The following is a 15571-nucleotide window of genomic DNA, read 5'->3' as shown; positions in this document are numbered from 1 at the left end:
CTGATCAGCGCTCGGCGAGGTAGTGGCGCATCTCCACCTCCTGCCCATCGGCCAGGAAGCGGCGCAGATCTTCCTCCAGCGCCTGGTCGGCCAGCGTGGCGCGGGCGCGCTGGTGCAGGTAGTCGGCCCAGCGCTGCACGATGAAGCGCTCCACGTACCGGCTGCGGTCGTCCAGGTCGCGGTACAGGCGCCAGAAGGTGGCGCCGTCGCGGTGGCGGGGGGCGCGCAGTTGCTGCGCCGCGGCCAGAAAGGCCTCGGCCTCGGCCTCGCGGATGCGGTAGATCACCTCCACCGCCACCGGGCCGGCCTCGGGGTCGGGCTCGTCGGCCACCAGCAGGTCGGTGAACGGCGCCTGCGTCACCTCGGTGGCCGCGCCAATGCGCAGCGGAAAGCGCCGCGCCAGCAACAGGCCAGCCAGCATCAGCGCGGCGGCGATGCACAGCGCCGCCGGCAGGCCCAGCATGCCGGCCACCGCGCCCCAGAAGGCGGCGCCGAGCGCGAACGAGCCCAGCGCACTGAGCACATGCATGGCTGTGGCACGTGCCCGCACCCAGGCCGGCGCGCTGGTCTGCGTGGCGGTGTTGAAGGTGGACATCACGCTCATCCAGGCCGCACCCGCCAGCACCAGGGCCAGGTAGACCGGCAGCGCCCAGCGGCTCAGTGCCGCGATCAGCATGGCCGCGGCGAAGACCACGCCGGCCAGCGCCACCAGGCGCTCCATGCCCAACTGCTGGCGCACGCGGCCCAGCACCAGGCCGGCGCCCACCGCGCCGGTGCCCAGGCAGCCCATCAAGAGGCCATAGCCGGCCGCGCCCAGGCCAAGCCGTTGCGCGCCGATGGCCGGCAGCAGCGCCCACAGCGCCGAGCCGGCCGCGCCATAGGCGGCGGTGCGCACCAGCTGGGCCAGGATCACCTCGCTGTGCCAGGAGTAGCGCAGCCCGGCCAGCGTGCCGCCCCACAGCCGCTCGGGCGGCAGGCGGCTGGGCGGGTGCGGGCGCGGCGGCCAGCGCAGCATGGCCCAGGCCAGCACCAAGGTGCCGGCCAGCGCCAGCGCCATCACCGCGCCACCGCCCACCAGGCCGGCGGTGGCCGCGGCGGGCGCCGGGGGCGCGTCATCGCCGCCGGCCCAGGCCTTGGCCAGGCCATACACGGCGCCGGCAATCGTCGGCCCGAGAGCGCGCGCGGCGTTGTAGGCGATGCTCATGGCCACGATGGCCTGCGGCAGCTCGTCGCGCGGCAGGATCTCGCCCACCGCCGAGTTCCAGGCTGGTGACAGCACCGCCGTGCAGCAGCCGGCCACGAAGGTCAGCGCCAGGATGCTGGCCGGCCCCGCCCAGCCCGCCAGCAGCAGGCCCGCCAGCAGCAGCACGGCCAGCGCCTGTACCGCCAGCGCCGACAGGATCAGCCGCTGCCGGTCGGTGGTGTCGGCCAGCACGCCCGAGGGCAGCGCCAGCATGAACATCGGCAGGAACACCGCCGTCTGCACCAGCGCCGCCAGGAAGGATGAGCCTGACAGCTCCACCATCATCCAGGCCGCGGCCATGGTGTGCATGGCATTGGCGATGAAGTACAGCCCGCTGGCCCACCACAGGCCGCGGAAGGCCGGGTGGCGCAGCGTGCGCCAGATGGACGGGTGAGGCGCGGCGGTGCTGTCGGTCATCGGTGCGCGATGGTAGTGGCTGGACGCCCGGTGTCGGCGCGGTAAAGCCCTGTTCTTCAACGGCTGGTCGGCAGGCACGGCGGCTAACATGCCCGCCATGACCAGCGCCCCGCCCCGCAGCCGCAGTCCGGCCGCGCCTTCCCCGGCCGCCCCGGCAACACGCCCGCGCCGCAACCGGCTGGAATGGCGCGAACTGCTGGAGTGGCTGCGCGAGGACGGCCTGATCAGCCCGGCCGACGCCGACCGCGTGGCACAGCGCTTTGGCGCCGGCGACTCCAGCCTGCACGCGCTGGTGCGCCTGGGCGGCGCCGGCCTGCAGCACGCCGGCCGCGCCCTCGATGCCGAGGCGCTGACCGAATGGCTGGCGCGCCGCACCCAGCTGCCCTACCTGCGCATCGACCCGCTGAAGGTGGACGTGGGCCGCGTGGCCGAGGTGATGAGCCTGCAGTACGCCGAGATGCGCAAGGTGCTGCCGGTCAACGTGGCAGCCGATGCCGTCACCGTGGCCACCAGTGAGCCCTTCGACACCGCCTGGGTGGCCGAGATCGAATCGGCCGGCCGGCGCCGCGTGCGCCTGGTGCTGGCCAACCCCGAGGACATCGCCCGCTACACGGCCGAGTTCTACAGCTTGGCGCGCAGCGTGCGCCAGGCGCAGAAGACCGGCGAGACCGCGGCCACCGCCAGCTTCGAACAGCTGGTGGAGCTGGGCCAGGCCAACAAGCAGCTCGACGCCAACGACCAGGGCGTGGTGCAGGTGGTCGACTGGCTGTGGCAGTACGCCTTCGACCAGCGCGCCAGCGACATCCACCTCGAGCCGCGGCGCGACATGGGCGCGATCCGCTTCCGCATCGACGGCGTGCTGCACACCGTCTACCAGGTGCCCACGCCGGTGATGAATGCGATGACCGCGCGCATCAAGCTGCTGGGCCGCATGGACGTGGTGGAGCGCCGCCGCCCGCAGGACGGCCGCATCAAGACCCGCCGGCCCGACACGCCCGACGGCCCCGGCGGCGAGGTGGAAATGCGCCTGTCCACGCTGCCCACTGCCTTCGGCGAGAAGCTGGTGATGCGCGTGTTCGACCCCGACACCGTGGTCAAGGGCATCGCCGAGCTGGGCTTCTCCAGCCACGACGCCGAGCGCTGGCAGCGGCTGATTGCGCGGCCGCACGGCATCGTGCTGGTCACCGGCCCCACCGGCAGCGGCAAGACCACCACGCTGTACTCCACGCTGAAGGCCCTGGCCAACGACACGGTGAACGTGTGCACCGTCGAAGACCCGATCGAAATGATCGAGCCGGCCTTCAACCAGACCCAGGTGCAGGCCGCCCTCGACCTGGGCTTTGCCGACGGCCTGCGCGCGCTGATGCGCCAGGACCCGGACATCATCATGGTCGGCGAGATCCGCGACCTGCCCACCGCCGAGATGGCCATCCAGGCCGCGCTGACCGGCCACCTGGTGTTCAGCACCCTGCACACCAACGACGCGGCCTCGGCCATCACCCGCCTGGCCGACCTGGGCGTGCCGCCCTACCTGATCTCGGCCACCGTGATCGGCGTGCTGGCCCAGCGCCTGGCCCGCACGCTGTGCCCGGCCTGCAAGCAGCGCGACGACGCGCTGACCCGCGAGGCGCTGGACGAGTTGGGCAAACCCTGGCGCCTGACCGGCGCGGTGCGGCCCTACAGGCCGGTGGGCTGCCAGGCCTGCCGCAACACCGGCTACCGCGGCCGCGTGGGCCTGTACGAGCTGCTGGAGGTGGACGAGGCCGCACGCCAGGCCATCCACCCGGCGCACGACATCGCGTCGCTGCGCCGGCGCGCGGTGAAGAACGGCATGCGCCCGCTGCGCATGGCCGGCATGATGAAGGTGGCCGAAGGCGTGACCACGGTCGACGAGATCCTGCGCGCCACGCCCAGCTGGGACGAGCACTGACACCCTGACTGTCACCCAGGCGACGCCCGCCCCGTTACGTGGAAACCACAGCGGAGGCCTGGGGGGCGCTGCCTAGAATCTCCCGCAGCTAATCCGCTGTCTGAGGAGACCAATCCGTGAAGATCAAGAGCCAGAAGAATTTCTGGTCGGGGCTCATGTTCATTGCCGTGGGCCTGGGCTTTGCCTGGGGCGCCACGAACTACAGCTTCGGCTCGTCGGCCCGTCCCGGCCCCGGTTACTTTCCCTTCGGCCTGGGCCTGCTGATGGCCGTGCTGGGCGCCATGGTGCTGTTCGGCTCGCTGACGGTGGAAACCGAAGACGGCGACAAGATCGGCGCCTGGGCCTGGAAGCCGCTGGTCATCATCGTGGCCTCGGTCATGGTGTTCGGCGTGCTGCTGCCCAAGCTGGGCATGATCGCCACGCTGCCGATCCTGGTGCTGATGGCGTCGACCGCCGGCGACGAGTTCCACTGGAAGGACGCGGTCATCAACGCCGTGATCCTGACCGCCGGTTCCTGGCTCATCTTCATCAAGGGCCTGAACCTCACCATCCCGCTGTGGCCCACCTTCCTGGGCGCGTGAGGCACTGAACCATGGAACTTCTGAACAATCTGGCGCTGGGCTTCGGCGTCGCCTTCACGCTGCAGAACCTGGCCTACGCCTTCTTCGGCGCCATCCTGGGCACGCTGATCGGCGTGCTGCCCGGCCTGGGCCCGGTGGCCACCATCGCGATGCTGCTGCCCAGCATCTACGCGCTGGACGCCACGCCCGCCCTCATCATGCTGGCCGGCATCTACTACGGCGCGCAATACGGTGGCTCCACCACCGCCATCCTGATCAACGTGCCGGGTGAATCCAGCTCGGTGGTCACGGCCATCGACGGCTACCAGATGGCCCGCAAGGGCCGCGCCGGTGCCGCGCTGGCCGCGGCCGGCCTGGGCTCGTTCTTCGCCGGCTGCGTGGGCACGATCATCATCGCCGCCTTCGCGCCGCCGCTGACCGAACTGGCCTTCAAGTTCGGCCCGGCCGAGTACTTCAGCCTGATGGTGCTGGGCCTGATCGGCGCCGTGGTGCTGGCCTCGGGCTCGCTGGTCAAGGCCATCGCGATGATCCTGCTGGGCCTGCTGCTGGGCCAGATCAACACCGACGTGATCTCGGGCGTGCCGCGCTACAGCTTCGACATCCCCGAACTGACCGACGGCATCGGCTTCGTGGCCATCGCCATGGGCGTGTTCGGCTTCGGTGAAATCATCGCCAACCTGGGCCAACCGGCCGAGCACCGCGAGGTCTTCACCAAGGACGTCAAGGGCCTGTGGCCCACGGCGCAGGACTTCAAGGACGCCTTCCCGGCCGTGCTGCGCGGCACCACGCTGGGCTCGCTGCTGGGCGTGCTGCCCGGTGGCGGTGCGCTGCTGGCCTCGTTCGCGGCCTACACGGTCGAGAAAAAAACCCGCGGCCGCAAGGACGAAGTGCCGTTCGGCAAGGGCAACATCCGCGGCGTGGCCGGTCCCGAGTCGGCCAACAACGCCGGCGCGCAGACCAGCTTCATCCCGATGCTGACGCTGGGCATCCCGCCCAACGCCGTGATGGCGCTGATGGTGGGCGCGATGACCATCAAGGGCATCCAGCCCGGCCCGCAGGTGATGACCAGCAACCCGCAGCTGTTCTGGGGCCTGATCGCCTCGATGTGGGTGGGCAACCTGATGCTGGTGATCCTGAACCTGCCGCTGATCGGCATCTGGATCAAGTTGCTGACCGTGCCCTACCGCTTCCTGTTCCCGGCCATCGTGGTGTTCTGCTGCATCGGCACCTACACGCTGAACAACAGCAGCTTCGACGTGTTCATGACCGGCGGCTTCGCGGTGGCAGGCTACCTGTTCTACAAGCTGGGTTGCGAGCCGGCGCCGCTGCTGCTGGGCTTCATCCTGGGCCCGATGATGGAAGAGAACCTGCGCCGCGCGCTGCTGCTGTCGCGCGGTGACTGGTCCACCTTCGCCACGCGCCCGCTGTCGGCCGGCCTGCTGATCGCCGCCTTCCTGATGATCGTGGTGGTGATGCTGCCGTCGATCAAGGCCAAGCGCGAGGAAGCCTTCGTTGAAGATTGAGAACGTGACCGCAGCGTGCTGATCCTGGCATCGCTGCCCACGACCTGATTCCAACGGCCCCGCATGCGGGGCCGTTGTTCATTCCGGGCTACCCTCGCACATTCGTCCATGAGTACCTCTGCCCCCGATCCCAGCCCGCCGCCCCGCCGTGAACTGCCCGGTGCGCTGGCGCCGCTGGGCGGGCCGGTGTTCCGCAGCCTGTGGTTCACCTGGGCGGCGGCCAACCTCACGATGTGGATGAACGACGTCGCGGCCGCCTGGCTGATGACCTCGCTGACCACCAGCCCGGTGATGGTGGCCCTGGTGCAGACCGCGTCCACGCTGCCGGTGTTCGTGCTGGGTCTGCCCAGCGGCGCGCTGGCCGACATCCTGGACCGGCGCCGCTACTACGCCGCCACGCAGATGTGGGTGGCGGCCGTGGCCCTGGTGCTGGCGACGCTGTCGCTGCTCGGGGGCATGACGCCGGCGCTGCTGCTGGCGCTCACCTTCGCCAACGGCATCGGCCTGGCGCTGCGCTGGCCGGTGTTCTCGGCCATCGTGCCCTCGGTGGTCACGCGCCAGGAACTGCCGTCGGCGCTGGCGCTCAACGGCATCTCGATGAACCTGGCCCGCGTGGTCGGGCCGATGATCGCCGGCGCGCTGCTCACGGTGATGGCCGGCGGCGCGGCGGTGTTCGTGCTCAATGCCGTGCTGGCCGTGGCCGCCTCGTGGCTGATCCTGCGCTGGAAATCGCAGCCACAGACCAGCGCCCTGCCCGGCGAGCGCTTCGTAGGCGCCATGCGCGTGGGCGTGCAGCATGTGGCGCAGAACCCGCGCATGCGCATCGTGCTGCTGCGCATCTTCACGTTCTTCCTGCAGGTGGCCTCGCTCAGCGCCCTGCTGCCGCTGGTGGCGCTGCGCCTGCCCGGCGCGGGGCCGGCCACCTTCACCGTGCTGCTGGCCGCCTTGGGCGGCGGCGCCATCGTGGCGGCGCTGTGCTTTCCGGCGCTGCGTGCACGCTTCGGCCGCGACGCCTTCGTGCGCGCCGGCACGGTGATGCATGCGGCACTGTCGGTGGCCGTGGTCTTCGCGCCCAACCTGTGGCTGGCGCTGCCGGCGATGATGCTGCTGGGCATGGCCTGGATCTCCACCGCCAACACGCTGAGCGTGGCCGCGCAGATGGCCCTGCCCGACTGGGTGCGCGCGCGCGGCATGTCCACCTACCAGATGGCGCTGATGGGCGGATCGGCCGCCGGCTCGATGATCTGGGGCTGGGTGGCCAGCCACAGCAGCGTGAACACCGCCGTGGTGGCCGCCGCGATCGCCGGCCCGCTGTTCCTGCTGGCCACCCGTCGCCTGAGCGTGGAAGGCGGCGCCGAGATGGACCACACGCCGGCCGCCGTGGCCGGCGTGGCCGAAGCGCCGGTGATCCCGATCGAGCATGACGAGGGCCCGGTGATGGTGACCGTGGAGTACTTCATCGACCCCGCGCGTGCCGACGACTTCGCGCGCGTGATGCAGGACACCCGCGCCGCGCGCCGCCGCCAGGGCGTGCTGAGCTGGGGCCTGTTCCGCGACACCGCGGTGCCGGGCCGCTACCTGGAATACTTCGTCGACGAGAGCTGGACCGAGCACCTGCGCCGGCAGGAGCGGTTCACCGCCGCCGACCGCGACCTGCGCGAGCAGCGCCTGGCCTTCCACCTGCGCCCCGAGGTGCCACGCGTGCAGCGCTACCTGGCCGACCGCGCGATGCGCTGACGCCCACATCCTCACCATGACCCACGTTCCGGAGCCACGGACCATGACCCACGATTTCGACTACCGCAGCCCCTACCGCTCCACCCGCCTGCCGGTGTTCGCCCGCAACGTGGTGGCCACCTCGCACCCGCTGGCCGCGCAGGCCGGCCTGCGCATCCTGGGCCAGGGCGGCAATGCCGTGGACGCGGCCGTGGCCACCGCCGCCGTGATGACCATCGTCGAGCCTTGCAGCAACGGCCTGGGCTCCGACGCCTTCTGCATCCTGTGGGATCCCGCCACCGGCCAGCTGCACGGGCTGAATGCCTCGGGCCGTGCACCGGCGGCCTGGACGCCCGAGTACTTCCGCCGCAAGCATGGCGACGCTGCGGTGAACCCGCCGGTGCGCGGCTGGGACGCCGTCACCGTGCCGGGCGCCGTGTCGGCCTGGGTGGCCCTGAGCGAGCGCTACGGCAAGCTGCCGTTTGCCGACCTGATGGCCCCGGCCATCGAGATCGCCGAGCGTGGCTATGCCGTGCCGGTGGTGGTGCAGGAGAAGTGGGCCGCCGCCGCCCAGGTGCAGGCCCTGGCCTCGCAGCCGGGCTTTGCCGAGACCTTTCTGCCGCGCGGCCGCGCCCCGGCGGTGGGCGAGCTGTTCCGCTTCACCGGTGCCGCCAAGGCGCTGAAGGCCATCGCCGCCACGCGCGGCGCCGCCTTCTACGGCGGCGAGATCGCTGAAGCCCTGGCACGCCAGGCCGCCGCGCAGGGCGGTGCGATGACCGTGGCCGACCTGGCCGCGTACCGGCCCGAATGGGTCACACCGATCGGCCAGGACTACCGCGGCCACCGCCTGCACGAGATCCCGCCCAATGGCCAGGGCATCGCGGCGCTGATCGCACTCGGCATCCTGCAGCACTTCGACCTGGCCGGCCTGGGCGCCGACAGCCTGGCCGCCCAGCACCTGCAGATCGAGGCCATGAAGCTGGCCTTCGCCGACGTCTACCGCTACGTGGCCGAGCCCGCGAGCATGGAGGTCACGGCCGAGCAGATGCTGGACCCGGCCTACCTGGCCCAGCGCGCCCGGCTGATCGACCCGAAGCGCGCACAGGACTTCGGCGCCGGCAACCCGGTCAAGGGCGGCACCATCTACCTGACCGCGGCCGACGAGCGCGGCATGATGGTCAGCTTCATCCAGAGCAACTACATGGGCTTCGGCTCGGGCGTGGTGGTGCCCGAGTACGGTGTGCACCTGCAGAACCGCGGCCATGCCTTCAGCCTGCAGGCCGGCAACGCCAATGGGGTGGCGCCGGGCAAGCGGCCCTTCCACACCATCATCCCGGCCTTCCTGACGAAGGACGGCCAGCCGGTGATGAGCTACGGCGTGATGGGCGCCAACATGCAGCCGCAGGGCCACATGCAAACCCTGGTGCGCATGCTCGACTTCGGCCAGAACCCGCAGGCCGCCTGCGACGCGCCGCGCTGGCGCTTCAATGCCGGGCTGGAGATCAACGTGGAGGCCGCGATGGACCCGGCCGTGGTGCAGGGCCTGCGCGACCTGGGCCACCGCACCGAAGTGATCCAGGACAGCTACCAGGACTTCGGCGCCGGCCAGTTCATCTGGCGCCTGGGCGATCCGGCGGTCGAGGGCTATGTGGCCGCCAGCGATCCGCGGCGCGACGGCCTGGTGGCGGGCTGGTGAGCGGCGGCGGCGTCAAACCAGCCCATTGATCCCGAACTGGCGGCAGCCGTCGCGCTGCGCCAGCCGCGCCATCCAGCGCTGCACCGCGGGCAGCGCCGGCCGGTCCGCCAGCGGCGTCTCGCGCCAGCGGTTGGCCGACAGGCCCAGCACCACGTCGGCCAGCGTGAACGTCTCGCCACAAACGTGCGCGCGGCCATCGGCCAGGTGGCGGTCGAGCAGCGCCATCAGCCGGTGCCAGGCCGCGGTGCTGGCCGCCACGCGGTCGGCCGGCATCTCGCGTCCGCGCACCAGGTGCACGAAGGCCGGCGACCAGGCCGGGTTCAGCTCGGCGATCTGCCAGTCCATCCACTGCTCCACGCGGGCGCGCTCACCGGCCCCGAGCGGCAGCAGATCGGTGCGGCCGTGCCGCGCGGCCAGGTAGCGGCAGATGGTGTTCGATTCCCACAGCACCTGCTCGCCATCCACGATCACCGGCACCATGCCGTTGGGGTTCAGCGCCAGGAAGCCGGGCGTCTGGGGCGAGCGCGTGCTGCCGCCCCAGTCCTCGCGCTCGACCGCCAGGCCGATCTCGGCGCAGGTCCACAGCACCTTGCGCACATTGATCGAGGCCGGCTGGCCGAGGACGCGCAACATGCTCAATAGGTACCGGGGTAGGCGCCGCCGTCCATCAGCAGGTTCTGGCCGGTCAGGTAGCCGGCATGGGCGCTGCAGATGAAGGCGCAATAGGCGCCGAATTCCTCGGCCGTGCCGAAGCGGCCGGCCGGCACGCCGCGGGCCCGGCGGGCGGCGATCTCCTGCACCGGCACACCCTCCTTCGCCGCCGCGCCCTTCAGGGTGGTCTGCAGCCGGTCGGTGTCGAAGGCGCCGGGCAGCAGGTTGTTGATGGTGACGTTGGCGCCGGCCAGCCGCGGCTGGCGCGCCAGCCCGGCCACGAAGCCGGTGAGCCCGCTGCGCGCGCCGTTCGACAGGCCCAGGATGTCGATCGGCGCCTTCACCGCGCCCGAGGTGATGTTGACCACGCGGCCGAAGCCGCGCGAGGCCATCGCGTCCACCGTGGCCTTGATCAGCTCGATCGGCGTCAGCATGTTGGCGTCCAGCGCCTTGATCCAGGCCTCGCGCTCCCAGTCGCGGAAGTCGCCCGGCGGCGGGCCGCCGGCGTTGTTGATCAGGATGTCCACCTGCGGGCAGGCCGCCAGCGCGGCAGCGCGGCCTTCGGGCGTGGTGATGTCGCCGGCCACCGCGTGCACGGTGATGCCCGGGTGCAGCGTGCGCAGTTCGGCCGCCGTGGCCTGCAGCGCCTCGGCACCGCGGGCGGTGACCACCAGGTTCACGCCCTCGCGCGCCAGGGCCTGCGCACAGCCCTTGCCCAGCCCCTTGCTGGCGGCGCACACCAGCGCCCATTTGCCTTGCAGTCCCAGATCCATGTTGTGCTCCAGAGAGAAAGCTATTTCAGACGCGCGAGCCAGGCCACGCTGCCCAGCACGCACAGCGTGCCGGCCACCAGCCAGCCGGTCAGCGGCTCGTCCAGCCACACCACGCCCATCAGGATGGTGGCGATGGGACCGATCATGCCCAGTTGCGAGGCCCGCGCCGAGCCGATGCGCTCGATGGCCATCATCACCATCAGCACCGGCGCCACGGTGCACAGCGTGCCGTTGACGATCGACAGCCACCACACCGGCGCCGGCACCGCCGCCAGCGTGGCCAGCGGCCGCAGGGCCACGAACTGCGCCAGGCACAGCGCACAGGCCACGGCACTGGCCCAGCCGGCCAGGCGCTGCGCGCCGATGCGGCGCACCCACTCGCCGCTGTAGATCATGTACAGCGCATAGCTCAGCGTGCTGGCCAGCACCAGGCCGGCGCCCAGCGCCACGCGCGGTCCCTCGAAATGCAGTTCGCGGCCGAACACCAGCAGCAGGCCCACATAGGCCAGGCCCATGGCCAGCCACTGCCCGCGCGTGGCGCGGCGGCCGAACAGCCATTGCGACAGCAGCACCACCACCGTGGGCGTGATGTAGAGGATCAAGCGCTCCAGGCTGGCGCTGATGTACTGCAGGCCCAGGAAGTCCAGCGTGCTGGCCAGGTAGTAGCCCGAGAAACCCAGCGCCGCCACCGCGGCCAGCTCACGGCGGGTCAGCCCCGGCCGGCCCCGCCCGCCCCACCAGGCCAGCAGCATGAAAAAGGGCAGCGCCACCAGCATGCGCAGCATCACCAGCGTCAATGCATCCACCGGCTCGGCGCCGCCCGCCAGCGTGTGGCGGTAGCCCAGCTTCACGATGATGGCCTTGCCCGAGAAGGCGATGGCTCCGGTCACGGCCAGCAGCGGCCCCACCCAAGCCCGCGAGGCGCCGGCGGCCGAAGGTGCTGCCGGGGCAAGAGGCGGTGCGGACGACATGGGAGCCCATTGTAGAAAGCCCGCCCGGGCCGGCGCGGCGCCTGGGTGATACTCGGCCGCTGACCATGATCGACACCGCCGTACCCGCCTCCGCCCATGCCGGTCGTGCCGCCTTGCGCACGGTGCTGCTGGCCCTGCTGTGCAGCGCCTTGCAAGCCTGGCTGCCACGCATCCCCCTGGGTGCCGCGGCGCTGGCCCCGCTGAGCCTGGTGCTGGGCGTGATGGTGGCCGCCGGCCTGTCGCGCGGGCGCTGGACGGTGCCCGCCGGCCTGCTGGGCGTGCTGCTGGGCGGTGCGCTGGCCGCCCAGGCCTGGCCGGTGCTGATCGCCGAGGCTGCGGTGCTGGCGCTGCAGACCGCGCTCACCGGCTGGCTGCTGCGCCATGCGGCCGATGCCCACCTGCTGCAGCTCGACGACGGACCGCGCCTGCGCCGCTTCGCCGTGGTGGCCGCCCCGGCGGCGGCCACGCTGGGCGCGCTGGCCACCGCCGCGCTGGCCGCAGCAAGTGACGGCCAGGCCCTGTTCTCGCGCCCGGTGGCGGCCGCTGCGGCTGGCCGCTGGGTGGCCGACTGGGCCGCCATCGTCATCGTCGCACCGGTGCTGCTGTGCTGGCTGGCGCGCCCGCTGGAGGCCTGGCGCCTGCGCCGCCGGCCGGTGGCCATGCCCCTGCTGCTGCTGATGGCGGTGATGCTGCCCGGCATCCACCAGGTGGCCCGCCGCGATGAGACGCGCCTGCAGGTGCGCTTCGACCATGACGCGGCCTCGCGCCAGCAGCGCCTGCAGCAGCTGGCCGCCGATCCGCTGGATGTCGTGCTGGCCTTGCGCAGCGTTCTGGTGGTGGGCGGCAGCCAGCTGACCGCAGCCAGTTTCGACACGCTGGCCGCCAGCTGGATGCAGCGCTCACCCGGGCTGCGTGCGGCCGGCTGGGTGGAACTGCCCGCCGACGGCGCCGCCGACGCACCGGTGGCCCCCGGGCACCTGCATGCGCCCCAGCCCGCCGCCGCCCAGGCGCTGCAGGGTTCGCCGGTGCTGGTCCGCCTGGCGCGCCGCGCACTGGCCGACGAGGCGCCGCACGCCGAACCCGCCGCCCCCGGTGCCGCGGCGATGCTGCTGGCCCAGGCCCTGCCGGCCGAGGCCAAGGCCCCGCGCCGCGTGGTCGTGGCCCTGCTGGACCTGCAGCGCCAGCTGGAGCCCGCGCTGCCCGACGCCGACGATCCCAACCTGCGCCTGTGCGTGTACGACGGCCGCACCGAGGCCACCAGCGGCCTGCAGCGCCTGGCCGGACCCGAGGCGTGCAACACCCGCGCCACCGAAGGCGCCACGCGCACCCAGGCCGGCCGCCTGCAACTGGCCGACCGGCGGCTGGACCTGCTGGTGATCGAGCCCCCCACGGCCGACAACCGCCTGTTCACCGCGGCCTGGCTGCTGGCCCTGCCCACGCTGACCGGCATGGCGATGCTGGCCGTGCTGCTGCTGGCGCTGACCGGCCGGCTGCGCCGCATCGAGGACCGCGTGCGCGAGCGCACCGCCGCGCTGCAGACCGAGGTGGAAGAGCGCCGCCGCGCCGAGCGCGTGGCCGCCGAGAGCGAACAGCGCTTTCGCGCCATCTTCGACAGCGTGCCCATCGGCGTCACGCTGGTCGACCGCGAGGGCCGGCTGACGATGGTCAACCCGGCCTTCTGCCGCATGATGGGCTGTGAGGCCGACGCCCTGCTGAACCGGCCGCTGACCGAGATCCGCCTGCCCGACGTGAGCGAGGACGACGGCACCGCCGAGGCCCTGGGCGGCGGCGGCGCCACCCGCCAGCGCTACCTGACCGCCGATGGCCGCGTGCTGCAGGTGGCCGCCAGCCTGCGCACCCTGAACGACGCCACGGGCGCGCCGGTGGCCACCGTGGGTGCGCTGCAGGACCTGACCCAGGTGCTGCGCCTGCGCGAGGCCGAGCGCGAGCGCGACGAGGCGGCCGTCGCCATCCGCACCAAGAGCGACTTCCTGGCGCGGCTGAGCCACGAATTACGCGCGCCGCTGAACGCCATCCTGGGCTTCGCGCAGATGCTCGACGATGCCGGCAGCGACGGTGGCCCGGTCACCGGTGGTGGCCGCCAGCGTGGCCTGTCGCAGATCCGCCAGGCCGGCTGGCACCTGCTGGACATGATCAACGACGTGCTCGACCTGTCGCGCATGGAGGCCGGCAGCCTGCGCCTGCACCTCGAACCCGTGTCGCTGCCCGATCTGGCGCAGGAGGCCATGGGCATGGTCGAGCCGGCGGCGCAGCAGGCCGGCGTGGAACTGGCCCTGTCGCTGTCGCCCCAGGCCGAGTGGGTGCAGGCCGACCCGATGCGCCTGCGCCAGGTGCTGGTGAACCTGCTGTCCAACGCCATCAAGTACAACCGCCGCGGCGGCCGCGTGGAACTGCGCGCCCGCCCGGCCGGCGTGGGCGAGCTGCGCATCGAGGTCGAGGACACCGGCGTGGGCATCCCCGAGGACAAGCTGGGCGAACTGTTCACGCCCTTCCACCGCCTGGGCCGCGAGCGCGGCGCCACGCCCGGCCGCCTGCAGGACCAAGGCACCGGCATCGGCCTGGTGATCTGCCGCAAGCTGCTGGAACTGATGGCCGGCGAGCTGGAGGTCAGCAGCCGGCTGGGCGAGGGCTCGGTCTTCGGCGTGCGCCTGCCGCGCGCCGAGGGCGACGCGGCCCACGGCCAGCACAGCGAGGTGAACAGCCTGATGACACCGCTGGCCTCGCAGGTGGCCATCGGCAGCGTGCTCTACATCGAGGACGACCCGCGCGACCAGGCCGAGGTGCAGGGCCTGCTGGGCCGCCTGCCGGGCGTCAGCCTGGTGTGCGTGGGCACGGCCGCCGAGGGATTGCGGCAGGCGCCGATGGCCGACCTGGTGCTGCTGGACCTCGACCTGCCCGACCGCCCGGGCATCGAGGTGCTGCGCCAGCTGCGTGCCGACGCGCGCATGCGCGACGTGCCGGTGATCGTGGTCTCGGCCGAGACGCGCCCGCAACGCATCGACGACTGCATCGACGCCGGCGCCGCCCAGTTCCTGGCCAAGCCCATCGACGCCGGCCTGCTGCTGCGGGCGGTGGAAGGCGCGCTGAAGGGCGGCTGACCCCGTCGTCGCGACTCAACCCACCCGGCGCAACGCCGGCCGGCCGCTCACCAGCGTCGCCTCGGTGGCCAATTCGGCGCGCAGCGACACCACGCCACCGACGATGATCAAGGCTGGCGCCTGCACGGCGTGGGCGCGGGCCAGGCCGGGCAGCGTGGCCAGCGTGCCGCTCACCGTGCGCTGGTCGGCCCGCGTGGCGCGCTCCACCGTGGCGGCCGGCGTGTCCGCCGGCAGGCCGTGCGCGACGAGTTCGCGGCAGATGACCGGCAGCGCGCCGATGCCCATGTAGATCACCACCGTCTGCTGCGGACGGGCCAGCCGGTCCCAGTCCAGATCGACGGCAGCCTCGCCATCGCTGCCGCAGCGCTCGCTGCGCAGGTGGCCCGTGGCCAGCACCACGGCGCTGGCATGGTCACGGTGGGTCAGGGGCATGCCGGCCATGGCGGCCGCCCCCTGGGCCGCACTGATGCCAGGGACCACCTCGAAGGGGATGCCGGCCCTCGCCAGAGCCTGCACCTCCTCGCCGCCACGGCCGAAGATGTACGGGTCGCCGCCCTTCAGCCGCAGCAGCGGCCGGCCGCTGCCGGCCAGGCGCAGCATCAGCGCGCAGATGGCGGTCTGGCTGAGCGAATGGTGGCCGGCGCGCTTGCCCACGTCGATGCGGTCGGCGCCCGGCGGGATCAGCGCCAGCACCTCCTCGCCCACCAGCGCGTCGTACAGCACCAGGCTGGCCGCCTGCAGCGCGCGCAGCGCCTTCAGCGTCAGCAGTTCCGGATCGCCGGGACCGGCGCCCACCAGGGTCACCTTGCCGGGCCGGGCCTGCATCCGGTCGAACTTCAGCGGCTCGCCGATCACGCTCATGGGGCACCTCTCTCGCGGCGGCCGCGGCCGCGTCGTGTTTGCGTTGGCGCATTGTTCGAAGCGGCTCGCCGGGCGTCCTTGAACCAGTTC

At 72.3% G+C, this 15571-nt stretch carries 11 protein-coding genes; 6 read left to right on the top strand and 5 right to left on the bottom strand.

What is annotated here, in order from left to right:
- Nucleotides 1-4: 4 nt before the first annotated feature.
- Complete coding sequence (locus AACH10_RS08495) at nt 5-1660, bottom strand: MFS transporter (RefSeq protein ID WP_341409960.1); 1656 nt, start codon at nt 1658-1660, stop codon at nt 5-7.
- 97 nt (nt 1661-1757) lie between these two features.
- Between AACH10_RS08495 and tfpB the strand changes: the two genes are divergently transcribed.
- The 5 genes from tfpB (at nt 1758) to AACH10_RS08470 (ending at nt 9106) form a co-directional block, all read left to right on the top strand.
- Nucleotides 1758-3590, top strand: coding sequence for a type IV pilus assembly ATPase TfpB (gene tfpB / locus AACH10_RS08490; RefSeq protein ID WP_341409959.1), 1833 nt, complete (start codon nt 1758-1760; stop codon nt 3588-3590).
- A 116-nt stretch (nt 3591-3706) separates the two neighbouring features.
- The gene (locus AACH10_RS08485; protein ID WP_341409958.1) at nt 3707-4171 is read left to right on the top strand and encodes a tripartite tricarboxylate transporter TctB family protein; all 465 of its coding nucleotides are present in this window, start codon (nt 3707-3709) and stop codon (nt 4169-4171) included.
- 11 nt (nt 4172-4182) lie between these two features.
- Nucleotides 4183-5694: a tripartite tricarboxylate transporter permease gene (locus AACH10_RS08480; protein WP_341409957.1), complete on the top strand. Its 1512-nt coding sequence runs from the start codon at nt 4183-4185 to the stop codon at nt 5692-5694.
- Nucleotides 5695-5802: 108 nt separating this feature from the next.
- The gene (locus AACH10_RS08475) at nt 5803-7431 is read left to right on the top strand and encodes an MFS transporter (RefSeq protein ID WP_341409956.1); all 1629 of its coding nucleotides are present in this window, start codon (nt 5803-5805) and stop codon (nt 7429-7431) included.
- Nucleotides 7432-7447: 16 nt separating this feature from the next.
- Entirely contained in the window at nt 7448-9106 is a 1659-nt protein-coding gene (locus tag AACH10_RS08470; protein WP_423228579.1) for a gamma-glutamyltransferase family protein, read from the top strand.
- Between the two features lie 12 nt (nt 9107-9118).
- On the opposite strand, the gene AACH10_RS08465 is transcribed toward AACH10_RS08470, so the two are convergent.
- From AACH10_RS08465 to AACH10_RS08455, 3 genes are read right to left on the bottom strand one after another with little or no spacing between them, the layout of a single operon-like run.
- Nucleotides 9119-9739: a glutathione S-transferase family protein gene (locus AACH10_RS08465; RefSeq protein WP_341409955.1), complete on the bottom strand. Its 621-nt coding sequence runs from the start codon at nt 9737-9739 to the stop codon at nt 9119-9121.
- 2 nt (nt 9740-9741) lie between these two features.
- Nucleotides 9742-10530, bottom strand: coding sequence for an SDR family oxidoreductase (locus AACH10_RS08460; protein WP_341409954.1), 789 nt, complete (start codon nt 10528-10530; stop codon nt 9742-9744).
- A 20-nt stretch (nt 10531-10550) separates the two neighbouring features.
- A complete protein-coding gene (locus AACH10_RS08455) occupies nt 10551-11501 on the bottom strand; it encodes a DMT family transporter (protein ID WP_341409953.1) in 951 nt (316 codons plus the stop codon).
- Nucleotides 11502-11566: 65 nt separating this feature from the next.
- On the opposite strand from AACH10_RS08455, the gene AACH10_RS08450 reads away from it, so the two are divergent.
- Nucleotides 11567-14620: an ATP-binding protein gene (locus AACH10_RS08450; protein ID WP_341409952.1), complete on the top strand. Its 3054-nt coding sequence runs from the start codon at nt 11567-11569 to the stop codon at nt 14618-14620.
- Nucleotides 14621-14635: 15 nt separating this feature from the next.
- Here AACH10_RS08450 and cobA read toward each other — a convergent pair whose 3' ends face one another.
- Nucleotides 14636-15481: a uroporphyrinogen-III C-methyltransferase gene (gene cobA, locus AACH10_RS08445; protein ID WP_341409951.1), complete on the bottom strand. Its 846-nt coding sequence runs from the start codon at nt 15479-15481 to the stop codon at nt 14636-14638.
- Nucleotides 15482-15571: the final 90 nt, after the last annotated feature.

The sequence above is a fragment of the Pseudaquabacterium inlustre genome, assembly GCF_038066595.1.
Classification (GTDB): domain Bacteria; phylum Pseudomonadota; class Gammaproteobacteria; order Burkholderiales; family Burkholderiaceae_C; genus Pseudaquabacterium; species Pseudaquabacterium inlustre.
The sequence above is the reverse complement of the archived record's forward strand: the minus strand, read 5'-3'. Positions and strand labels throughout refer to the sequence as shown.